This window comes from Ursidibacter sp. B-7004-1, from assembly GCF_053654055.1.
The window spans coordinates 75,644-98,556 of the sequence record NZ_JBSIUP010000004.1 but is presented as its reverse complement, the minus strand read 5'-3'; the positions used below and the strand labels follow the sequence as shown (position 1 = coordinate 98,556).

Here is a 22,913-nt window from a genome sequence, read left to right as displayed (position 1 = left end):
GCAAGGAAAACAGACCTACAAAGAACTCGCTATTAAATATAAATGCTCCGTTAAAACTATTCAGCGATATATTGATAAAGCCCCTAAAACCGCATTAAAAACGCCTATTTCAACACATTTAAATATTATTATGGATACCACCACATTCTTTGGTCGGGAATTTGGTATTTTGGTGATAATGGATAGCGTGAGCGAAAAGGTCGTTTATCACCAACTGGTTAAGACCGAACGAGATGAGCATTACCACGTTGCATTAAATAAATTAAGAGAAAAAGGCTATATTATTCAGTCAATTACCTGCGATGGTCGCCGTGGATTACTTAGGGACTTATTCGATACCCCGACACAGATGTGCCATTTTCATCTCGTTGCAATGGTGATGAGAAAGCTCAGAAAAAAGCATACATCAGTGGCAGGAAAAGCACTCAAAATACTTGTTAAAACTCTCAAAGAAAGCACAAAAAATAAATTTTATCGCCATTTACACCTATGGTATTTAACTCACCAAGACTATTTAAATGAACGGTCAGATAAATGCAATGAGAAAGGTTATTTTCCTTATAAGCATAAAGGATTAAGAAGTGCTTTATCTAGCCTTAGATATTATGAAAAATATTTATTTACCTTCGAAAAGTACCCTGAGTTAAATATAGAAAAAACGACAAATAGGTTAGAAGGATTATTCAGTGAACTAAAACGAAAATTAAATAATCACAGCGGATTAAGCAAAAAACGTAAGGTTATGTTTATAAAGGATTTTTTAAATAAAAAGAGTTGCTAACAACATAAGAAAAATATTATTAGCAACCACTTTGTCCATTTGAACGTGTAATGGGTAAATCAGCAACCATTTTGTCCATTACACCAATTGGCAACTGTTCTTATTGACAAGCTGCCAGCTCAAGTCTAATTCACTATAAAGCATTATCAATTTGTTTCATTTAACTTTTTCAGGCTTTCATCAGCTCGGCGAGCTTCACCTTTATGTTTCTGTTTATTTAATTGTGTTTCTAACTTAGTTTCAACATCGTTGATAGCTTTGTAAAGATCAGCATCTTGTGATTTTGCAAAAAGATCACCAACAGGTGTACCAATAGAGGCTTCAACTTCATAGCCATTCGGCAGTTTATGAATAATAAAATGTGGGTTTATAAGCTGAGTTTGCCATTTATTTAATTTTGCCAAACGCTCCTCAATGTGACTACGGATTGCAGGGGTAACTTCCATTTGTTTGCTTGAAATATTGATTGTCATAGCATTTTCCTCTTTTGGTTTTGACCATCATTGGTCATTGATGATGTATTCAAATTATGCCTTTCCTACTCAAATTTCAACTGCTAAACCCAACAAAAATACAAAAATTTGATCTACTTAACACTTTTAGGGGCTTTTCGACTATAATTCAGTCTAACTTTCAGAAAGAAAAACTATTACTCTATTGAGAAAAAAGAATGACAGAAAAAAACTTACCTCCATTCCAATCTGACTTTCTCAAGCCTAAATATTGGGGATTGTGGCTTGCATTAGGCATATTTAGACTTATCTTATGTTTACCTTATCCTTGCTTGGTGATATTAGGCAAATCGCTAGGTAAGATTTTTGTCAAACTTAAATTTGGTCAGCGTAGAATGGCAATTGCTAAACGAAACTTAGCACTCTGTTTCCCTGATTATTCTGAATCTCAAATTAAACATATTTTACGAGAGAATCAAGATTCAATCGGAATGGCGATTATTGAAACAGGAATGGCGTGGTTTTGGTCGGATAAGCGAATTTTAAAATGGTCAAAGATTGAAGGATTAGAATATCTTAAAGAACAGCCTGAAGATGCTGGAATAGTATTAGTTGGCGTGCATTTTCTGACCCTTGAATTAGGCGCTAGGATTGTAGGGCTGCACCATCAAGGGATTGGCGTTTACCGTCCGAATGACAATCCATTATTAGATTGGATTCAATTTCGAGGTAGAGTACGTTCGAATAAAGCGATGTTAGACCGTAAAGATCTACGCGGAATGATAAAAGCCTTAAAAACGGGAGAAACAATTTGGTATGCGCCAGATCACGATTATGGCCGTAAAAATAGTGTTTTTGTCCCCTTCTTTGCCGTTCAAGAAACTTGTACAACGGCGGGTTCTCGAATGTTGTTGCGTTCAGCTCCAAATAGCGTAGTTGTGCCATTTACGCCAATGAGAAATGCTGATTTTTCAGGTTATACGGTAAAAATTAGCCCTGCGGTTGATTTTAGTCAATGTGAAAATGATATTGATACCGCAACGAAAATGAATCAATTAGTCGAAAAAGAAATTTTAAAAGCTCAGAGCCAGTATATGTGGCTTCATCGCCGTTTCAAAACTCGCCCGAATGAGAGCGATCCAAGTTTGTATGAGTAGATGTATTTAGATAAGCGGTCATTTTCGGGTAAAATTTTACAATTTACCTCTATTTAAAACGAAGGAATTTATATGAACAAAACAAAAATCGTCCTTGCTACAAGCAATCAAGGTAAGGTTAAAGAGATGGCAGATGTATTAGGGCAATTTGGCTTTGAAGTTATTGCACAAAGTGAATTTGGTATAGAAAGCCCAGAAGAAACAGGGCTAACTTTTGTAGAAAATGCACTCATTAAAGCACGTTATGCCGCAAAACTAACAGGTTTACCTGCGATTGCTGATGATTCAGGATTGGCGGTTGATGCTCTTGGGGGCGAACCGGGGTTATATTCTGCTCGTTATGCAGGCGTTGATGGTGATGATGTGGCAAACCGCCAAAAACTACTCGCTGAAATGGCGAGTATCACCGATGAAAAACGTGGTGCAAAATTTGTGAGTTGCATTGTTTTTTTACAACACGAAACCGATCCAACGCCTAAAATTGCACTTGGCGAATGTTTTGGGCAAATTTTGCGTGAAGAAAAAGGTACAAATGGCTTTGGTTATGATCCTTTATTTTACTATCCTCCAAAAAATTGTACTTTTGCAGAATTAGAAACTGCTGAGAAAAAACAGATTTCTCATCGAGCAATCGCATTAAAATCATTGCAGCAACAACTTAATCAGGAGGTATGATTCGTTAATGTTGCAAAAAAATTCACAAATCGAACCGCTTTTTTGGCAGAACAAATCCTTAATGGAGATGAATGATGCTGAATGGGAAGCTCTTTGCGATGGTTGTGGTAAGTGCTGTTATCGCAAGTATATTCAAGGTCGGGGAAAGCGAGAACGGTTATATTACACTTCAGTCGCTTGTAATCTGTTAAATCTAGACACAGGGAAGTGTAACAATTATTCTGAACGTTTTACCCTTGAACAAGACTGCACTAAACTTACCAAAAAAAATCTTCCCCAGTTTGGCTGGTTGCCCCAAACTTGTGCTTATCGTTTACTTTATGAAGGTAAGCCTTTGTTTGATTGGCATCCGCTTATTTCAAACGATCCAAATTCCGTAAACCGAGCAAATATTTTAATCAAAAATGGTATTCACGAGAAAGATGTGATTGATTGGTTTGAATTTGTGATTGATGAGCATTGATTGTTAATAAATTTCATCACTGTGTGAAACTTTTTCATTTTACTGTCAGCACTGCTTTATCTAATATAAAATATAGTATCATCAGAAGGAGAAAAAAATGAAAACCGCATTAGTTACAGGGGCAACAGCTGGATTTGGCTTAGCTATCTGCAAGACATTGATTTCAGCAGGTTATAAAGTTATTGGTACAGGCAGACGAGCAGAGCGTTTATCCGCATTACAGGCAGAGCTTGGGGAGCATTTTTTACCTTTAGTGTTTGATGTAAGCGACCTTCAGCAGACTGAGCAAGCATTAAATAACCGCCCAGATAAATGGAAAAACGTAGATTTGCTCGTCAATAATGCTGGTTTAGCACTAGGTCTTGAACCTGCTCACCAAGCAGAGTTGAGCGATTGGTATCAAATGATTGATACGAATATCAAAGGATTAGTGAGCGTAACTCGCTTAATTTTACCTGAAATGGTAGCTCGTAATAGTGGCCATATTATCAATTTAGGATCGATAGCAGGTAATTATCCTTATCCAGGTGGTAATGTATATGGCGGAACAAAAGCATTTGTTAAACAATTCAGCCTTAATTTGCGTGCCGATTTAGCGGGGACAGCAATTAGAGTGAGTAATGTTGAACCAGGGCTATGTGGTGGAACAGAATTTTCTAATGTACGTTTTAAAGGTGATGATGAAAAAGCAGCTAAACTCTATGAAAATGTGCAGTATGTTTCCCCCGAAGATATTGCGAATATCGTGTTATGGCTAAACCAACAACCGCCACACGTTAATATCAATCGTATTGAAGTAATGCCAACAGCACAAACTTTTTCACCACTAGCGGTACATCGTGGTTAGAAATTAGAAATGCATAGGAATAGGTATTTCCTATGCTATCATATATTTCTTCTCTGTAGATTCAGCCCAAATGTGCCACATCATTAAACTTAATCAATTCATATTGTCCATTTTCCACTTTTAATACATTGATTGCAGTATTAGCTACAAAGGTGTGTAATTCAGGATTACGGAAATCGTGCCAGTGAATACCTTTTAAGATAGCAGTAAGTAAAGTTAAGGTCATCCCGTGTGATACAATTAAAATATTTTCGCCATCTTGATGTCGTTCGATAATTTGTTGTAATGCGAGTGTAACGCGTTGGTAAAGCTGTTCAATCGTTTCTCCTTGGCTTTCAATCGCTTGGTATTGCTTAGGAGCTGTCCTTAATAAAATATATTCGGGGTGTTCTGCTAAATCTACCGAACGTTTCCCTTCCCATTTACCAAAATGAATTTCATTGATTCCTTTATGATGGAAATGAGGGATATTACGCTCACCAATGATGTAATCCGCCGTATCTTGGGCTCGTTTCATTAAACTTGAATAACACGCAGAGAAAGGAATGTTTGCTAGAGCCTTCCCCGTTTTTTTTGCACCTAAAATACCTTCTTCAACCAAAGGAGAGTCTCCAGTCCCTTGTAATAAACCTTTTTCATTCCATTCGGTGCGACCGTGACGAATTAAATAGAGATGTAATGCCATTTTTCTTTCCTTTAATCTGAATTATCCGTTATGCTATTTGCATCTATTTTTAGAGTATAGCAAAAATCAATGTATTTTACTGTCTGTTATCATCATTCTGATTTTGTCATTATCAATAAACCTGCTGGTATGAGTGTTCATAAAGATGAACAAGCGGTTGGATTAATCGAACAAATTGCAAAACAACTAGGTGTTGAGCAAGTTTGGTTGGTTCATCGTTTAGATAAAGTAACATCAGGATTGTTAATTTTGGCATTGAACAAAGAAACAGCCGCTTATTTTTATGACTTATTTGTCAATCATAAAATCCAAAAAACATATTGGGCATTATCTAATCAAAAGCCAAAAAAGAAACAAGGTAGGGTAGTTGGTGATATGCAAAAGAGCCGTAATGGTGCGTGGAAATTATGCCATACCAAAGAAAATCCAGCCGTTACGCTATTTCAATCTTATTCGCTTGAGCCTAATTTAAGACATTTTGTATTGCAACCTAAAACAGGAAAAACACATCAACTGCGAGTAGCAATGAAAAGTTTAGGTAGTCCAATTTTAGGTGATGAACTTTATTCTGGTGAAAGAGCAGATCGGGTTTATTTACACGCATATCAATTAGCCTTTGAATATCAACAGCAATCTTTTGTGATTAGTGCTACTCCTGAAACAGGAAATTTATGGCAGAAAATAGTGAGTTCAAATAGATAAATTGTGTTAGATCAAATTTCAAAAAATAAAATAATTTAAGAACATTTATCTTGTAATAATTCATCGCTATTCTTTGATATTTATCAAAAACATTTTATTTACCCTTTTTTACAATAATATGTGTTTAGTAACATTTTTGTTACTTATTTTTCCACAATAATAAAAAGAGGTTCAAAATGAAAAAATCAGCATTAGCGGTTATATTAGGTTCAGTTTTATTAGCAAGCTCAGCAATGGCACACGAGGCAGGTAGTGCAATCTTTCGTATTGGTGGTGTTTTTGTTGATGCAAATTCAAGCTCAAAAACAACAACACCAGTCGATATTACTTTAGATGTTCGCAATAATGCACAGTTAGGTTTAACAGCAACCTATATGCTCACAGATAATATTGGTATTGAATTACTGGGTGCAACACCGTTTTCACATAAAATAGATGCATCTGTTCAGCCTGTCGCTGGCGTATTACCAGATGGACTGCCTATTCCAAATGTGGTTAAAGTAAAACACTTACCACCAAGTTTATATGCACAGTATTATTTCTTAGATAAAGATGCAGGAGCAAGACCTTATATTGGTGCAGGTTTAAATTATACCCGTTTCTTTAGTGCTAAATCGCTTAATCCTGCAGTTACAAATTTACAAGTTAAAAAACATTCATTTGGCCCAGTTGTTAATGCGGGTATTGATATTAAATTAGCGGATAAACTTTATTTAAATACTGCATTATGGTACACCCGTATTAAAACTAAAGCTAACTTTAGTGCATTAGGGTTAAATCACGAAGTAAAAATCAAATTAGATCCTATTGTATATTTTGCAGGTCTTTCATATAGATTCTAAAATATCATAATAAAAATACCGATTATATTTCTAAATAATCGGTATTTTTTTTTATTTATAATATTAATCGCTCTTGTCCAGAATAAATTGTCGCTTTTCCTTTTCGGGTAAAGGCTAATAACGTAAAATTATTTTCTTGTGCTATTTTATATGCCATTTCTGTTGTAGCAGATATTGCACAGAGCATTTCAATCCCACAAGCTAAGCATTTTTGTACCATTTCAAAACTCGCTCGGCTTGTCACAAATACAAATCCCAATGGTTGATCGGCTTTAGCATACCAACCTAATAATTTATCTAAAGCAACGTGCCTGCCAACATCTTCTCGGATAGCTAATAACTCTCCATTTGGAGTAAAAAAAGCAGCTGCGTGGCTTGCTCCTGTTTGTTTTGCTAAAATCTGATGCTGTTCTAATTGAGCTAAACAGTGATCAAAAATAATAGGATCAATGGAATGTAAGCGGTGAGATTTTGGGAAAAATTTACAATTTTGTTGTACTTGTTCTAGCTGTTCAACACCACAAATACCACAGCCTGTTCTTCCTGCCATTGTACGTCTTTTTTCTTTTAATGCAGAAAATTGGCGGCTAGATATTTCCATTTGAATTTCTATGCCATTATTATTTTCGATAATATCGAGTGAATATAATTCACCTTTATGATTCAGAATATTTTCGGCAAGTGAAAACCCTAATGCAAAATCAGCTAAATTATTTGGTGTACACATCATTACTGTATGTGAAATACCATTATAAACGAGAGCAACAGGCACTTCTTTAATTAAATAATCCTCCTTTTTAGCAGATAAAAGAGAATTATTCTCAATAAGAAGCCTATTTGTATTTATTTTTGTGATCAATTTCACGTTATTTTCTAAAAAATCAGTTTCTAGCATAGTTTATTTTGTTAAAAAAATGTATCATTGTGCAAATTTTAGTTTATATCAAATTTGTTGTTAATTTAATCAATAAATTTATTTGTTCTTGGCTTTATTTATTCAATAATAACAGCAATAAGCAAAGCATATAAGCTAATTTTTATTTAAGTCGTTAATTGCCACAAATGTGGTTTTTTAGGAGTGAATAATGCAGGTCAGTAGAAGAAAGTTCTTTAAGATCTGTGCAGGTGGTATGGCGGGTACGTCTGCTGCGATGTTGGGTTTTGCCCCAGCAACCGCATTAGCAGCACCGCGTGAATACAAATTGTTGCGTACGAGAGAAACACGCAATACCTGTACTTATTGTGCAGTGGGCTGTGGAATGTTGCTATATAGCTTAGGCGATGGCGCAATGAACAGCAAAGGTAAATTAATTCATATTGAAGGTGACCCAGATCACCCAGTCAGTCGTGGGGCATTATGTCCAAAAGGGGCAGGAGCATTAGATTATGTAAATAGTGATCGCCGTTTAATGTATCCTGAAGTGCGTGAAGCAGGAACAAATGAATGGAAACGCATTTCTTGGCACGAAGCAATTGAACGTATTGCTAAGCATATGAAAGCAGACCGTGATGAGAACTTTGTAACTCATAATGATCAAGGTGTTGAAGTAAACCGTTGGATGACAGCTGGTTTCTTAGCAGGCTCTGCGTGTAGTAATGAAACGGGGATTTTAACCCAAAAATTTGTACGTTCTCTCGGTATTGTTTTTACAGATAACCAAGCGAGTATCTGACACGGACCAACGGTAGCAAGTCTTGCTCCAACATTTGGTCGCGGTGCGATGACCAATCACTGGGTTGATATTAAAAATGCCGATTTAGTTATTGTAATGGGCGGTAACGCTGCGGAAGCTCACCCTGTCGGGTTCCGTTGGGCGATTGAAGCTAAAAAACAAAATGCAGCGAAGTTAATTGTGGTTGATCCACGTTTTAACCGTACGGCAGCTGTTGCTGATACCTATATGCCAATTCGTTCAGGTACGGATATTGCATTCTTATCAGGTGTTATTCGTTATTTATTAAAAAACGATAAGATTCAGCACGAGTATGTAAAACACTACACTAATGCCTCATTCTTAGTAAATGAAGATTTTAAATTTGAAGACGGTTTATTCTCTGGCTATAACGCTGAAACTCGTCAATATGATAGATCTACTTGGGCGTATCAATTTGATGAAGAAGGGCAGCCAAAACGTGATTTAACACTTCAACATCCACGTTGCGTATTAAATATGTTGCGTGAACACGTTGAACGTTATACACCTGAAATGGTAGAGCGTATTACAGGTACTCCACAGAAAGATTTTAATATTTTCTGTGAAGAAATTGCCAAAACAGCCGCTCCAGATAAAGCTGCAACATTTTTATATGCGTTAGGCTGGACACAACATACCGTAGGCTCGCAAAATATTCGCTCAATGGCAATTATTCAGTTGCTATTAGGGAACATTGGTGTTGCTGGTGGTGGTGTGAATGCGTTACGCGGGCACTCAAACGTACAAGGTATTACCGATTTAGGTTTATTCCCAAATCGTTTGCCTGCTTATTTGCCATTACCAACTGAAGCTGATGCAACGCTTGAATCTTTCTTAAAACGTATTACACCAAAAACGATGATGAAAGATCAGGTGAACTATTGGCAAAATACACCAAAATTTATGGTGAGTATGTTGAAATCATTCTACGGTAGTAAAGGAACGAAAGAGAATGAATTTGGCTACCATTATTTACCGAAACTACCAAAAGGTGGTACTGACCAGTTCCGCTATATTGAAGATATGCATCAAGGTAAAGTCAATGGTTTCTTCTGCCAAGGTATGAATCCTATTGCATCTTACCCGAACTCACAGAAAATTATTAAAGCCTTGAGCAATTTGAAATATTTAGTGATTTTCGACCCGCTTGTAACGGATACCTCTGAGTTCTGGAAAAACTATGGCGAGTATAACAATGTTAAAACGGAAGAAATTCAAACTGAAGTTTTCCGTTTACCAACAACTTGTTTCGTAGAAGAAGATGGCTCAATTGCGAACTCTGGTCGCTGGTTACAGTGGCACTGGAAAGGTGCAGAGCCACCAGGTGAAGCGAAAACGGATGGTGAGATTTTATCTGAATTGCGTGCAGAGCTTATTCATCTCTACCATAAAGAAGGTGGAAAAGCACCAATTGAACCGTTGGAAGCAATGAGTTGGGATTATGCAAATCCACTTGAGCCAAAAGCGGAAGAAGTGGCAAAAGAGAACAATGGTTATGCCCTTGAAGATGTTCTTGATGCAAATGGTAATGTGATTGTGAAGAAAGGTGAGTTACTTTCAAGTTTTGCTCAAATGCGTGATGATGGTACAACTTCAGGTGCTTGCTGGATTTATACAGGGCAGTGGACGCCAAAAGGTAACCAGATGGCAAATCGTGATAATTCCGACCCATCTAACTTAGGTAACACCTTAGGTTGGGCATTTGCTTGGCCATTAAACCGCCGTATTGTATATAACCGTGCAAGTGCAGACTTAGCAGGAAATCCGTTTAACCCTAAACGTCAATTAGTAAAATGGAATGGTAAAAACTGGAACTATGTTGATGTAGCAGACTTCGGTACAGCTCCACCAAATAGCCCAACAATGCCATTTATTATGCAACCTGAAGGAGTAAGTGGTTTATTTGTGCGTGAACGTATGACTGATGGTCCGTTCCCTGAGCATTATGAACCAATGGAAACACCAATTGGAACAAACCCATTACATCCGAATGTGGTTTCAAGCCCTGTTGCTCGTATTTTACCAAGCGATAAGGAAGATTTAGGTACATCTAAAGATTTCCCTTATGTAGGAACAACTTACCGCTTAACAGAACATTTCCACTATTGGACGAAAAATGTATTGTTGAATGTGATTGCACAACCAGAACAATTTGTTGAAATTGGTGAAGCATTGGCAGCAGAGAAAGGTATTAAACACGGTGATGTAGTTAAAGTCAGCTCAAAACGTGGTTATATCAAAGCTGTTGCAGTGGTAACTAAGCGTATTCGTGCGTTAGTCTCCGATGGAAAACCAATTCATACAATCGGTATTCCAATTCACTGGGGCTTTGCGGCAACAACGGGGGCGAAAAAAGGTTTCTTTGCCAATAACCTAACGGTTCGTACAGGTGATGCGAATACCAATACGCCAGAATCGAAATGTATGTTAGTCAATATTGAGAAAGTGGAGGCATAAAATGGGTGTAGTACAATCTCAAAACATTATTAAAGCCTCTGCAACATCAGGGCTAACACCACCGCCACGAGCTCGTGATCATCAAGTTGAAGTGGCAAAACTGATCGATGTAACCACCTGTATCGGTTGTAAAGCCTGTCAGGTGGGCTGCTCAGAATGGAATGATATTCGTGCAGAACCAGAAGCTTGTGTTGGTGTTTACGATAACCCAATCGACCTAAACGCAAAAGCGTGGACGGTGATGAAATTCAACGAAGTGGAAGAAAACGACCGCTTAGAATGGCTTATCCGTAAAGATGGTTGTATGCATTGTACCGAACCAGGTTGTTTAAAATCTTGCCCATCACCAGGTGCAATTATTCAATATGCAAATGGTATTGTGGATTTCCAATCGGATAAATGTATCGGCTGTGGTTACTGTATTGCAGGCTGTCCGTTTAATATCCCACGAATGAACCCTGAAGATCATCGTGTATATAAATGTACGCTTTGCGTTGATCGTGTAAACGTAGGTCAAGAGCCAGCTTGTGTCAAAACTTGCCCGACAGGTGCAATTCGTTTTGGTAGCAAAGAAGAGATGAAAGTCTATGCGGAAAAACGTATTCAAGACTTAAAATCTCGTGGCTATGAAAACGCAGGATTATATGACCCTGAAGGTGTTGGTGGTACGCACGTTATGTATGTATTACATCACGCAGATAAGCCAGAACTCTATTCAGGTTTACCAAAAGATCCGAAGATCGATCCAACCATTACGCTTTGGAAAGATGTATTAAAACCAGTTGCTGCTGTTGCAATGGGTGGTTTAGCACTCAGCGCTGCCGCTCACTATATTGCTGTTGGACCAAACACTGAAGAATTAGATGAGCACGATGAAGAGCATCAAGGAGGTCACAATGAGTAAAGTGCATATCAGTGATGATCTAAAAATTGTTCGTCATAAATTACCAGCTCGGTTAAGTCATTGGCTATTGGTACTCTGTTTCTTTTTAACAGGGTTATCTGGTTTAGCCTTTTTCTTCCCTGATCTATCTTGGTTAGTACAAATTCTCGGAACACCACAATTAGCAAGAATGATCCACCCATTTACAGGGATTGTGATGTTCCTTGCCTTTTTAAATATGGTCAGAATTTATTGGCACCATAACTTTCCTGAAAAAAGTGACTGGGTATGGTTACGTAATATTCACGAAGTATTAAAAGGTAACGAACACGCAGTGTCAGATAATGGTAAATATAATCTTGGTCAGAAAATGCTATTCTGGACATTGATTTTAGCAATGTTTACCTTATTGATTACGGGGATAATTATGTGGCGTCAGTATTTTGCTCACAATTTCCCAATTCCAGTTATCCGAATTGCAATATTATTCCATTCAGCTTGTGCATTTTTACTCTTTACAGGCATTATGGTGCATATCTATATGGCATTCTGGGTAAAAGGCTCAATTCGTGGAATGGTTGAAGGCTGGGTAACAGTACGCTGGGCAAAAAAACATCACCCACGTTGGTATCGTGATGAAGTATTACCAGAACTAGAAAAAGAGCTTGCTGAAAAGCAGAAACATAAATAGTTAGAAGTTATAAGGGCAATCAGGCAGATTGCCCTTTTTTGTATTAAATTTGTATCTAAAATGTAATAATTAAACGTCTTCATAACACTATAAACCTTTCATTTACAACGACTTTGTTGTTTTTTTATCTCTTCTTTTTTTCTTTTGATTAAGATCAACCTGATTTACTTTTCTTCTTATTATTTCTGTAAAGATTGCTTTAGAATTGCTCGCATACAATTATTTTTTATAATGAAATTATTTTCAATTTATGCTGTTTCAACGAGTAGATATTTTAAATAAAGATAATTCTTATCTGTCTGAAATTAAACAATTTTTGCATAAAAATGAACTCACGTTTGATGAGCAAATTCTCTCTTTTATTTTAGCTTATAATGAAAATGATGAACTCATTGCTTGTGGCGGAATTGCACCTCGTATTATTAAGTGTGTTGCAATTGATGAAAGTTATCGTGGAGAGGGGATTGCACTAAAACTTGCTACCGAGCTTATCCATCTAGCTTATGAATTGAGCTACCCTGATCTTTTCATCTACACCAAACCAGAATATGAAAATGTATTTAAAGTATGTGGTTTTCATACACTAGTTACAGCTTACCCACATATGGTACTACTTGAGAATAGTACTACTCGCTTAAAAAAAGAGTGTTACAAATGGCAATCTATGCGTGTTGAAGGGGAAAAAATTGGAGCTATTGTAATGAATGCAAACCCTTTTACTTTAGGGCATCGCTATCTCATTGAACAGGCACTTGCACAGTGCGATCATCTCCATCTTTTTATTGTTGGTGAAAATGCTTCACTATTTAATTATCAGACACGTTTCCAACTTGTTAAACAGGGAATTGCTGATTTATCAAATATTACTTTACACGAAGGTTCTGATTACATTATTTCAAGAGCAACCTTTCCTAATTATTTCTTAAAAGATAAAGGTCTAACCGATGAGTTATATGTTGAAATCGATCTTAAATTATTTCGTCAATATATTGCTCCTGCATTAAATATCACACATCGTTTTGTTGGTTCAGAACCATTCTGTGCTGTTACTAGAGAATATAACCGACAAATGCACCAATGGCTAGAGCAGTCTGAAATGGCTTTTCCTAGTATTAGTGTGATCGAAATAGCACGTAAAGATTATCAAGATTTGCCGATTTCAGCTTCTGCTGTGAGAAGTTTACTTGCCGAACAAGAGTGGGAAATGATCGCCTATTTAGTACCCACAACAACCTTTAGCTTTTTGCAAGAACAGTATGGCAACAGCCCCCTTTAGTTTATTTTTTATGATTGAGGATATGTATGAACATTACAAAACCTGCCGTAGCAGGTACGCTCGAATCCAGTGATGCACTTATTCGAGTCGCACCAGCTGATAGTTTAGAGATTGAGATTAACAGCAGCGTCAAAGCTCAGTTTGGAGATGACATTTACCAAACCGTACAAGCGGTGCTTTCTCAATTAAATATTACCAATGCTCAAATTATTATTGAAGATAAAGGTGCATTAGATTGCGTATTAAGAGCCCGTATAAAAGCTGCATTAATGCGTGCGACTGATGAAAGTATTGATTGGGAGAAATTACTATGAAATTAAGACGTAGTATGTTGTTTGTACCTGGCTCTAATGCAGCAATGGTAAGTAATACCTTTATCTATAAACCAGACGCTATTATGTTTGATTTAGAAGATTCTGTGGCATTAAAAGAGAAGGATACCGCTCGTTTGTTAGTTGCACACGCTTTACAACATCCACTTTATCAAGAAGTAGAAACCATTGTGCGTGTCAATCCATTGGAATCTGAGTATGGTTTACTTGATTTAAATGCTGTGGTTCGAGCTGGGGCTGATGTTGTGCGTATGCCAAAAACAGATACTGCTCAAGATGTTATTGATATGGACAATGCCATAACTGAAATTGAGAAAGCCTGTGGGCGTGAGTTAAGAAGTACAAAATTATTAGCCGCTATTGAATCCCCGCTTGGAATTACCCAAGCAAACCAAATTGCATCGGCGTCTGATCGTCTTATTGGTATTGCACTCGGTGCGGAAGATTATGTGCGTAATTTAAGAACAGAACGTTCGCCCGATGGAATTGAATTACTTTTTGCTCGTTGTTCAATTTTACAAGCAGCTCGTGCTGCTGGGATTCAAGCCTTTGATACGGTGTATTCAAATGCAAACAATGAAGAAGGTTTTTTAGCCGAAGCAGCACTGATTAAGCAACTTGGTTTTGATGGAAAATCGCTAATCAATCCACGTCAAATTGAATTACTTCACAACTTATTTGCACCAACACAAAAAGAAGTAGAGCAAGCTAATCGTATTATTGAAGCGGCTCAAGAAGCTAAAAAGCAGGGGTTAGGCGTTGTTTCTCTAAATGGCAAAATGATTGATGCCCCGATTATTGATCGTGCCAAATTAGTGTTAGAACGTGCTAAATCAGGTATTCGAGAAGAGTAGGAGTATGGAATGAAAACAAGAGACCAACGTACAGCACATTTTGCAAAAAATAATAGTAATCTCACCGCTTATATCCCTGTACCTAAAGCCGAATCTTTACAGAAAACACGTAAAGATCGCAAACTTTGTAACTCTCTTGAAGAGGCAATTCTTCGTTCAGGTTTAAAGGACGGTATGACCGTTTCTTTCCACCACGCATTCCGTAATGGTGATATGGTTGTAAACCTAGTGATGAATAAAATTGCTGAGATGGGATATAAAAATTTAGTATTAGCATCAAGCTCGTTAATTGATGCACATTTCCCTTTAGTTGAACATATTAAAAATGGTGTTGTGCGTAAAATTTATTCTTCGGGATTGCGTGGGCAACTCGCTGAGGAAATCTCTCGTGGCTTGATGGATGAACCAGTGAATATTCATTCTCACGGTGGACGTGTACATCTCGTAAAAAGCAGGGAACTAAACATTGATGTTGCATTTTTAGGTGTACCTGCTTGTGATGAGTTTGGTAATGCAAATGGTTATAGTGGCAAGAGCAAATGTGGTTCATTGGGCTACGCTAAAGTAGATGCAGAATTTGCTGACAAAGTCGTGTTATTAACTGAAGAATTAGTTGCTTATCCCCATCACCCTGCGAGTATTCCGCAAGATCAGGTAGATCTGATTGTGAAAGTTGATGAAGTTGGTGATCCGAAAAAAATTGGTGGCGGTGCAACTCGAATGACAACAAACCCAAGAGAACTCTTAATCGCACGCAAAGCAGCAGATGTGATTTTTGCATCAGGCTATTTTAAAGATGGTTTTTCACTACAAACAGGTTCAGGTGGTGCAGCACTTGCAGTCACTCGTTTCCTTGAAGATAAAATGCGTAAAAAACAAATTTGTGCAGATTTTGCGTTAGGGGGAATTACCTCATCTATGGTGGCACTGCACGAAGCAGGGTTAATTAAGAAACTAATTGATGTTCAGAGTTTTGATAAGGATGCTGCTGAATCACTGGCTCGTAATCCAAATCATATTGAAGTATCTGCAAATCAATATGCGAATTACAGTTCGAAAGGTGCTTCCGTTGAACGTTTAGATGTCGTAATTTTAAGTGCGTTGGAAATTGATAGACATTTCAATGTGAATGTTCTGACAGGTTCAGATGGCGTTATTCGTGGTGCATCAGGTGGCCATTGTGATACAGCCGCATCTGCCCAAGTATCAATTATCGTCGCACCTTTAGTACGAGGGCGTATTCCAACGGTGGTAGAAGAAGTGATTACTTGTGTTACACCAGGTGAAAATATTGATGTACTTGTTACTGATCACGGTGTAGCAGTTAATCCTACTCGTTTAGACCTAATTGAATCCCTAACAAATGCAGGAATAGAATTATTTGCGATTGAACAATTAATGGAAAAGGCTTACAACCTAACAGGTAAACCGAAAGACATTCAATTCACAAATAAACCTGTCGCTGTAGTTCGTTATCGCGATGGTTCGGTAATTGATACTGTTTATCAAATAGCAGAATAAAAACGTTAGCGTTGGAAATAAGCGGTATGTTTTATCCCACATTTTGTAAATCATTTTCGACCACTGGAAAATTGGTTGAGTTAGCCGAATTGTTGCAAGCTCGTGAACAACGAGTTTATTTACAACAACAACGCTTAGCAGAGTTTCAACAACCTATATTATCAATCACTCTTCTTGCAGTTGGAGCAGTGAAGAAAAATGCATTGCTTGATTATGTTTTTACAAAATGTTTAGAGAATGTATCCGCTTGTTTTTCTCAACTCAATATTCACCCTGTGATTGAAGATATACGTTGGCTTGATACGGGACACGAAGCAATTTTTGTCTTGCCAATTGAACCGATGAAATTGAAACAAGTGATGATCACCTTAGAAGATAGCTCACCACTTGCTCGTTTATGGGATCTTGACGTTATTGATGTATCAGGGCGTTCAATTAGCCGTACAGAATTAGGGTTTTCACCACGCCGATGTTTGATGTGTGAAGAAGATGCTAAAGTTTGTGCAAGAGCAAGAAAACATTCAGTTGATGAAATTATTGCACAAATTCAATCACGAGCAATAGATTATTCTATTGCAGAGCAGATTAGTGAACTGGCTCATCAGGCATTACTTGAAGAAGTCTATTTAACCCCTAAGCCTGGGCTGGTCGATCGAGCTAATTCAGGTGCTCATCGAGATATGGATTTACAAAGTTTTGAACGTAGTGCCAAGGCATTAAAAGCATTTTGGCGTGATTTTGTGCTGTATGGCATCACAACACAGCAAACTGATCCATTACAAATTTTTGCGGAGATCCGACCGCTTGGGTTACAAGCCGAACAAGCAATGTTACTAGCAACGGAAGGCGTTAATACCCATAAAGGTGCTATCTTCTCCTTTGGAGTAGTCTGTTGTGCTATCGGACGATTATATGCCACTAAACAAGCCATCAATGTAGTGTCTATTTTGTCATTTGTAGAAAAAATGGCAAAAGGACTTTCTCAAGAACTAGTAAATTATCCTGAATATTTGCCAATGACAGCAGGCGTTCGTTTGTATCGTACCTATGGTGTAACTGGGGCAAGAGGCGAAGCAGAGCAAGGCTTCCCATTGGTTAAACAGAATTTATATCACTTACAAAATATACAGCCAAATAACTCAATATGGCGAGAAAAACTATTAACAGTATTGCTGAATTTATTATCCAGCAATGTTGATACGAATGTGCTAAATCGTGGTGGAATGGACGGTTTATCTTTTGTACAACAACAAGCAAAACGTATTCTTGAAGAGCAAGATACAGAGAAACGAATTGCAAAACTAATTGAATTTGATACCGCTTGCATTAAGCGTAATTTAAGTGCAGGTGGTAGTGCAGATTTATTAGCATTAACGATTTTTTTTCATCTTTTAATGAGGTAACTATATGGCTTTATCTAAAGTCCAAAAATTAGCAGTTTTGGTAGTCATACCAATTATTGTTTTCTTATTGCCAGCACCTGAAGGGCTTTCTTTAATTGCGTGGCGTTTATTTGGGTTATATTTAGCAACTATTGTGGGATTAGTGCTAAAACCTTATGGTGAACCCGTTATTTTACTTGCGGCCGTAGCTGCATCTGCTGCAGTTATCGGTAACACCGAAGGGGCTGAGCAGTTTGTTAAAGTTAGTCAAACATTAGCAGGCTATCAATCAGGTACGACGTGGTTAATTTTTACCGCATTTACATTAAGTTCGGCTTTTGTCATTACTGGGTTAGGTAAACGAATTGCCTATCATTTAATTGCCGCAATGGGTAACACAACCTTACGTTTAGGTTATGTAACAATGTTCTTGGATTTACTATTATCACCAGCTACGCCTTCTAATACAGCTCGTGCTGGAGGAATTGTATTCCCGATCATCAATAGCGTTGCGGTTGCATTAGGGTCTGATCCAGAAACGAGCCCGAAAAAAGCAGGACGTTATTTGCTACTTAATGTTTATATGGTGGTAAAAACAACCAGTTATATTTTCTTAACCGCAATGGCTCCTAATGCGTTAGCACTGTCTTTAATGGCGCCGATTTTAGGATTTAATTTAAACTGGATCCAATGGTTTCTAGCGGCATCTGTTCCGGGTCTATTGTGCTTATTTATTATTCCATTTATCTGTTATTTAATTGCACCGCCTGAAATGAAACAGGTTGATAATAAAGAAATTGCTCGTAAAGGATTAGAAGAGCTTGGTCCAATGTCTTTCCGTGAAAAAGCATTAGCAGTATTGTTTGTTATTGCATTATTCTGCTGGATCTTTGCAGATGCTTTAAATGTTAATGCAACTACTGTGGCACTTGCTGTAATGGTACTCTGTATCGTGTTAAGTATCGTATCTTGGGATGATATTCGCAAAAACAAAGCTGGTTGGGATACATTAATTTGGTACGGTGGTATTATTGGTATGTCTGGTGTCTTAGACAAAGCTGGCTTTTTTACTTGGTTAGCTGATGTACTTGGTAAAGTATTGAATTTTGGTGATCATGGTACAATAGCTCTTATTGCTATTTTAACTGTGAGTGTAGCGGTACGTTATTTATTTGCTTCAGGTGGTGCTTATGTTGCAGCAATGGTACCTGTATTTGCAACAGTGGGTAAAGTAACAGGAGCTCCAGCTGAATTACTAACATTAGGTTTGTTATTCTCTAACTCATATGGTGGTTCTGTTACACATTATGGTGGTGGCCCTGGCCCAATTACTTTTGGTGCGGGTTATAATGATATTAAATCGTGGTGGATTGCTGGTGCTGTTATTGCCTTTGGTAGTTTACTTATTCACGCAACGATTGGTATTGCTTGGTGGGAATTCCTATTTAGTATGGAATGGTTGCCAGTAGCAAAATAGTAAATTTATAAGAAATAGGTGTAATAGATCAACCATTTTGTCCATTACACCTATTATCACCTAGTTTTTTATTTAATAATCAATAACTTACTCGCATCACTCATCATATCTGCAACCTTTGCTTGTTCAGCAAGCTGAGTTTCACTCATCGGTTCAATTTTCCAAATATCTTTGGCGTAATCAAGCACCGAGCGATCTGATGAGAAGTATCCCATATTAGAAATATTGATTATCGCAGAACGTGTCCACGCTTTTTTGTTAGCAAAGTATTCAGCTACTTTTTCTTGTGTATCCACATAGCTACGGAAGTCTGCACAGGCTTGATAATAGTCGCCTGAGTTAAGAATTAAATCTTGGTAGCGATATGGATCTTCTGGTGAGAATTTGCCATTTAGAATTTGTGAGATCGCTTCATTTAACTCTGCATCTTGTTCATAGTAGCGATATGGTGAGTAGCCATTACTGCGTAATGCTTCCACTTGCTCTACGGTGTTTCCGAAAATAAAGATATTTTCTTTACCAACTCGATCTAAAATTTCTACGTTTGCTCCGTCTAAAGTACCAATTGTTAATGCACCATTTAAGGCAAATTTCATATTTGATGTACCAGATGCTTCTGTACCTGCTAATGAGATTTGTTCAGAGAGATCTGCTGCTGGAATAATAAGTTGGGCAAGGCTGACACTGTAATTCGGAATAAAGACAACTTTAATTAAATCGTGAATACGGTCATCATTATTGATAACTTTAGCAACATCATTGATTAAACGAATTACTTTTTTTGCTGCATAGTAGGCACTTGCTGCTTTACCTGCAAAAATAAATACTCGTGGTTGCCAATTTGCTGTTGGATTTTTCAAAATACGGTTGTAGTGAGCAATAATATGTAATACGTTAAGTTGCTGACGTTTATATTTATGAATACGCTTAATTTGTACATCAAAAATTGCTTCTGGATTAAGTTTAATCCCTTGGGTTTCTTCGATATAAGCGGCAAGTTTACGTTTATTTTCTACCTTAACGGCTGAAATCTCTGCTTGTACATCGGTATTATCAACAAATTCATTGAATTTATTTAATTCCATTAAATCAGTACGCCATTTACGCCCGATATATTTGTCTAAAATCGTAGCAAGTCCTGGGTTGGCAATTTGGATCCAACGACGTGGAGTTACACCATTAGTCACGTTAGTGAAGCGATTTGGGTAGATTTTTGCAAAGTCAGCAAAAATGGATTCAACCATTAAATCAGAATGGATTTTAGCAACGCCATTGACTTTACTTGATGCAATAACAGCTAACCAAGCCATTCGAATACGGCGATCACCCTGCTCATCAATGATCGAAACTCGGCGAATGAGTTCTTCATCATTTGGGAATTTTTCTCTGACTTCTTGTAAGAAGTGGCTATTGATGTCAAATATAATTTGTAAGTGACGAGGTAGAATACGAGCTACCATTTCAACAGGCCAAGTTTCAAGAGCTTCGCTCATTAAGGTATGGTTAGTATAGAAGAATGTTTTACGAGTGGTATTCCATGCTTGTTCCCAGCTATAACCTTTTTCATCAATCAAAATTCTCATTAACTCAGGAATAGCAAGAGTTGGGTGAGTATCATTTAAGTGAATCGCCACTTTTTCTGCGAGGTTAATGCAAGAGCCAGATTCAATTTCGTGGCGGCGAATAATATCTTGAATAGATGCAGAGCAAAGGAAATATTCTTGGCGTAAACGCAATTCGCGTCCATTATAGGTTGAGTCGTCAGGGTAGAGTACGCGTGAAACATTTTCAGAGCTATTTTGTTGGCTCATTGCGGCAAAATAGTCCCCACGATTAAAATCAGCTAAGCCAAATACTTTATCTCCTGCGTGAGCTGACCATAAACGTAGGCTATTCGTTGCTGTTGTTTCAAAACCTGGAATAAGCTGATCGTGAGCCTGAGCAATGATTTCTTCTTCTGCTTGCCAGTGAACTTTTTTCCCTTCTAGCCAAGTACGACCGCCAAAGCGAACAGGAAAACGTTTACTTGAACGAACATAAGGCCAAGCAAATTCTTTGTCTAGCCAGTAATCGGGTAATTCAACTTGTTCTCCATTTTTGATTTCTTGGCGGAACATTCCATATTCATAGCGAATACCATAGCCAATAGCAGGGATCTTCATTGCCGCTAAACTATCCATATAGCACGCAGCCAAACGTCCTAACCCCCCATTACCTAAACCTGGGTCGCCTTCTTCGTTAATAATATCTTCTAGATTTTGACCTAGCTCATCTAATGCGGCGCGAATTAACTCATAGACACCTTCAGAAATCATTGCGTTACTAAAGGTTCTTCCCATTAAAAATTCCATTGAGAGATAGTAAACTCGGCGACTAGTATTGGCTGCTTGGCTACGGCGAGTCTGTAGCCAAGCTTCGGTAGAAAGATCTCGTACAACGCGTAATGATGCATTAAGCCAGTTGCGTTTACTTGCTTCACGAGGCTCAACACCTAACGCAAAGACTAATTTATGCAAAATGGCATTTTTCACATTTTGAATATTTTCAGGACTAAGATGTGTATCTGGCTGATAACTGCCCATTTATAACTCCTAATATGACGAATTTATAGTTTAAAAACGTATATATCTTACAATAACTTGAGTAAAATTGCTGTATATTCAGCATAGACAACATATATTTTTACAAAATGTGATCAGTAAGTGAAATATAAAAAATTGCTCATAAAAACTATTGGTTTTTTCTTATTTTTTGATTAGAATTGCACTTCGGCTTTTGCCGTAAACTTTTAGGGAATAGCTGGGTCGCCTGCTATTTTTTTATCAACGGAACAATAATGTTCCATTTTTTATGAGAATTTAATAATGTCATTTACATTTGAAGCTGAAGTTCGTTTAGCGCAAGGTAAGGGTGCGAGCCGCCGCCTGCGTCACAATGGTCAAGTTCCTGCAATCATCTACGGTGGAAATGCAGAGCCTGTATCAATCGTTTTAGACCACGAAAAAGTAAACAATGCACAAGTACAAGATGCATTCTACAACGAAGTATTAACTATCGTTGTTGGTGGTAAAGAAGAGAAAGTTAAAGTACAAGCGATCCAACGCCACCCAACTAAACCAAAATTAGTACACTTAGACTTTAAACGTGCTTAATCCTTGATTTACAAGGGTTAGTACTATTTTTTCGAAACTATTAGCAATTAATTTTAGATGTTAAATATTTTTGGAATAAGTTTACTATAAACAAAAAGAGCTTTTTGCTTGATGCAGAAAGCTCTTTTTGTTTAGTATTAATGTTAAAATATTTTGTAATAGCTAGTTAATCTACTTTTGATCTCAGAATACCAGAAGAACCTTCGGAATAATCTTTTGGTTGTTCATCATCATTTGTTGATTTTTCTGCTAATTGAGATTGCTTGAAAAATTCAATCTTTTGAGTGGCTTCATCAGGAAGTAGATTTTGAGAACCTTTTGCTAAATGAGTATAAAGTTTTTTATAGTCTTCTGCTAAAGTAGCGAGTAAATTAGCCGATTGTTGAAAATGTTGCTCTAGTTGTTCTTTTTGGGCATCTAGTTTAGCCGTTGCTACTTTTAGCTCATTCTCTAACTTTTGTTGTTTTTGTGCATTTGCATTAGTGGCTTTTAGCACAACATATCCTATGATTGCTCCCACAATAAATGCAGCCACGATGGCTAACCAGATTTCATTTGACCATTGTTCCATAATGTACTCCTATTTTTTG

At 37.4% G+C, this 22,913-nt stretch carries 22 protein-coding genes; 17 read left to right on the top strand and 5 right to left on the bottom strand.

The window, feature by feature from the left end; all coding sequences use genetic code 11:
• Nucleotides 1–781, top strand: a 781-nt coding sequence (locus ACWIW0_RS02500; protein ID WP_454452072.1) for an IS256 family transposase, variant Zn-binding type, incomplete at its 5' end; no start/stop codon positions are given.
• Nucleotides 782–927: 146 nt separating this feature from the next.
• On the opposite strand, the gene hpf is transcribed toward ACWIW0_RS02500, so the two are convergent.
• A complete protein-coding gene (gene hpf, locus ACWIW0_RS02495) occupies nt 928–1,254 on the bottom strand; it encodes a ribosome hibernation-promoting factor, HPF/YfiA family (RefSeq protein WP_454452071.1) in 327 nt (108 codons plus the stop codon).
• A 197-nt stretch (nt 1,255–1,451) separates the two neighbouring features.
• Here hpf and ACWIW0_RS02490 point away from each other — a divergent pair, with 197 nt between their 5' ends.
• The 4 genes from ACWIW0_RS02490 to ACWIW0_RS02475 all read left to right on the top strand — a co-directional run bounded on the left by ACWIW0_RS02490 (nt 1,452) and on the right by ACWIW0_RS02475 (nt 4,375).
• The gene (locus ACWIW0_RS02490; protein WP_454452070.1) at nt 1,452–2,390 is read left to right on the top strand and encodes a Kdo(2)-lipid IV(A) acyltransferase; all 939 of its coding nucleotides are present in this window, start codon (nt 1,452–1,454) and stop codon (nt 2,388–2,390) included.
• A gap of 72 nt (nt 2,391–2,462) precedes the next feature.
• Complete coding sequence (rdgB, locus tag ACWIW0_RS02485) at nt 2,463–3,065, top strand: RdgB/HAM1 family non-canonical purine NTP pyrophosphatase (RefSeq protein WP_454452069.1); 603 nt, start codon at nt 2,463–2,465, stop codon at nt 3,063–3,065.
• A gap of 7 nt (nt 3,066–3,072) precedes the next feature.
• A complete protein-coding gene (locus ACWIW0_RS02480; protein ID WP_454452068.1) occupies nt 3,073–3,528 on the top strand; it encodes a YcgN family cysteine cluster protein in 456 nt (151 codons plus the stop codon).
• A 97-nt stretch (nt 3,529–3,625) separates the two neighbouring features.
• Nucleotides 3,626–4,375: an SDR family oxidoreductase gene (locus ACWIW0_RS02475; RefSeq protein WP_454452067.1), complete on the top strand. Its 750-nt coding sequence runs from the start codon at nt 3,626–3,628 to the stop codon at nt 4,373–4,375.
• A 61-nt stretch (nt 4,376–4,436) separates the two neighbouring features.
• Here ACWIW0_RS02475 and ACWIW0_RS02470 read toward each other — a convergent pair whose 3' ends face one another.
• Nucleotides 4,437–5,060 (bottom strand): histidine phosphatase family protein, encoded by a 624-nt coding sequence (locus ACWIW0_RS02470; protein WP_454452066.1) that lies wholly within the window; start codon nt 5,058–5,060, stop codon nt 4,437–4,439.
• A 69-nt stretch (nt 5,061–5,129) separates the two neighbouring features.
• Between ACWIW0_RS02470 and ACWIW0_RS02465 the strand changes: the two genes are divergently transcribed.
• Both ACWIW0_RS02465 and ACWIW0_RS02460 read left to right on the top strand, forming a co-directional pair.
• On the top strand, nt 5,130–5,762 hold the full coding sequence (locus ACWIW0_RS02465) for a TIGR01621 family pseudouridine synthase (protein WP_454452065.1): 633 nt from the start codon (nt 5,130–5,132) through the stop codon (nt 5,760–5,762).
• Nucleotides 5,763–5,938: 176 nt separating this feature from the next.
• Nucleotides 5,939–6,604 carry an OmpW/AlkL family protein gene (locus ACWIW0_RS02460; RefSeq protein ID WP_454452064.1) on the top strand — a complete coding sequence of 222 codons (666 nt, stop codon included), beginning with the start codon at nt 5,939–5,941 and terminating at the stop codon, nt 6,602–6,604.
• Between the two features lie 55 nt (nt 6,605–6,659).
• Here ACWIW0_RS02460 and fdhD read toward each other — a convergent pair whose 3' ends face one another.
• Complete coding sequence (fdhD, locus tag ACWIW0_RS02455) at nt 6,660–7,469, bottom strand: formate dehydrogenase accessory sulfurtransferase FdhD (protein ID WP_454452074.1); 810 nt, start codon at nt 7,467–7,469, stop codon at nt 6,660–6,662.
• A 220-nt stretch (nt 7,470–7,689) separates the two neighbouring features.
• On the opposite strand from fdhD, the gene fdnG reads away from it, so the two are divergent.
• From fdnG to ACWIW0_RS02410, 9 genes are all read left to right on the top strand, one after another.
• Nucleotides 7,690–10,755 (top strand): formate dehydrogenase-N subunit alpha, encoded by a 3,066-nt coding sequence (gene fdnG, locus ACWIW0_RS02450; protein WP_454452063.1) that lies wholly within the window; start codon nt 7,690–7,692, stop codon nt 10,753–10,755.
• A gap of 1 nt (nt 10,756) precedes the next feature.
• Entirely contained in the window at nt 10,757–11,659 is a 903-nt protein-coding gene (gene fdxH / locus ACWIW0_RS02445) for a formate dehydrogenase subunit beta (protein ID WP_454452062.1), read from the top strand.
• On the top strand, nt 11,652–12,329 hold the full coding sequence (locus tag ACWIW0_RS02440) for a formate dehydrogenase subunit gamma (RefSeq protein ID WP_454452061.1): 678 nt from the start codon (nt 11,652–11,654) through the stop codon (nt 12,327–12,329). Before fdxH ends, ACWIW0_RS02440 begins: the two co-directional genes overlap by 8 nt.
• Nucleotides 12,330–12,579: 250 nt before the next feature.
• Complete coding sequence (citC, locus tag ACWIW0_RS02435; RefSeq protein ID WP_454452060.1) at nt 12,580–13,605, top strand: [citrate (pro-3S)-lyase] ligase; 1,026 nt, start codon at nt 12,580–12,582, stop codon at nt 13,603–13,605.
• Between the two features lie 26 nt (nt 13,606–13,631).
• Nucleotides 13,632–13,919 carry a citrate lyase acyl carrier protein gene (citD, locus tag ACWIW0_RS02430; protein WP_454452059.1) on the top strand — a complete coding sequence of 96 codons (288 nt, stop codon included), beginning with the start codon at nt 13,632–13,634 and terminating at the stop codon, nt 13,917–13,919.
• Nucleotides 13,916–14,791 carry a citrate (pro-3S)-lyase subunit beta gene (citE, locus tag ACWIW0_RS02425; protein ID WP_454452058.1) on the top strand — a complete coding sequence of 292 codons (876 nt, stop codon included), beginning with the start codon at nt 13,916–13,918 and terminating at the stop codon, nt 14,789–14,791. The genes citD and citE overlap by 4 nt, the downstream gene beginning before the upstream one ends.
• Before the next feature lie 9 nt (nt 14,792–14,800).
• On the top strand, nt 14,801–16,312 hold the full coding sequence (citF, locus tag ACWIW0_RS02420) for a citrate lyase subunit alpha (protein WP_454452057.1): 1,512 nt from the start codon (nt 14,801–14,803) through the stop codon (nt 16,310–16,312).
• Between the two features lie 26 nt (nt 16,313–16,338).
• Nucleotides 16,339–17,715 (top strand): triphosphoribosyl-dephospho-CoA synthase CitG, encoded by a 1,377-nt coding sequence (gene citG, locus ACWIW0_RS02415; protein WP_454452056.1) that lies wholly within the window; start codon nt 16,339–16,341, stop codon nt 17,713–17,715.
• 4 nt (nt 17,716–17,719) lie between these two features.
• A complete protein-coding gene (locus tag ACWIW0_RS02410; protein ID WP_454452055.1) occupies nt 17,720–19,171 on the top strand; it encodes an anion permease in 1,452 nt (483 codons plus the stop codon).
• Nucleotides 19,172–19,239: 68 nt separating this feature from the next.
• On the opposite strand, the gene ACWIW0_RS02405 is transcribed toward ACWIW0_RS02410, so the two are convergent.
• Entirely contained in the window at nt 19,240–21,753 is a 2,514-nt protein-coding gene (locus ACWIW0_RS02405) for a glycogen/starch/alpha-glucan phosphorylase (protein WP_454446513.1), read from the bottom strand.
• 282 nt (nt 21,754–22,035) lie between these two features.
• Here ACWIW0_RS02405 and rplY point away from each other — a divergent pair, with 282 nt between their 5' ends.
• Complete coding sequence (gene rplY / locus ACWIW0_RS02400; RefSeq protein ID WP_157393794.1) at nt 22,036–22,323, top strand: 50S ribosomal protein L25; 288 nt, start codon at nt 22,036–22,038, stop codon at nt 22,321–22,323.
• 166 nt (nt 22,324–22,489) lie between these two features.
• Here the strand turns inward: rplY and ACWIW0_RS02395 are convergent, their stop codons facing one another.
• The gene (locus ACWIW0_RS02395; RefSeq protein ID WP_454452054.1) at nt 22,490–22,894 is read right to left on the bottom strand and encodes a YhcB family protein; all 405 of its coding nucleotides are present in this window, start codon (nt 22,892–22,894) and stop codon (nt 22,490–22,492) included.
• Nucleotides 22,895–22,913: the final 19 nt, after the last annotated feature.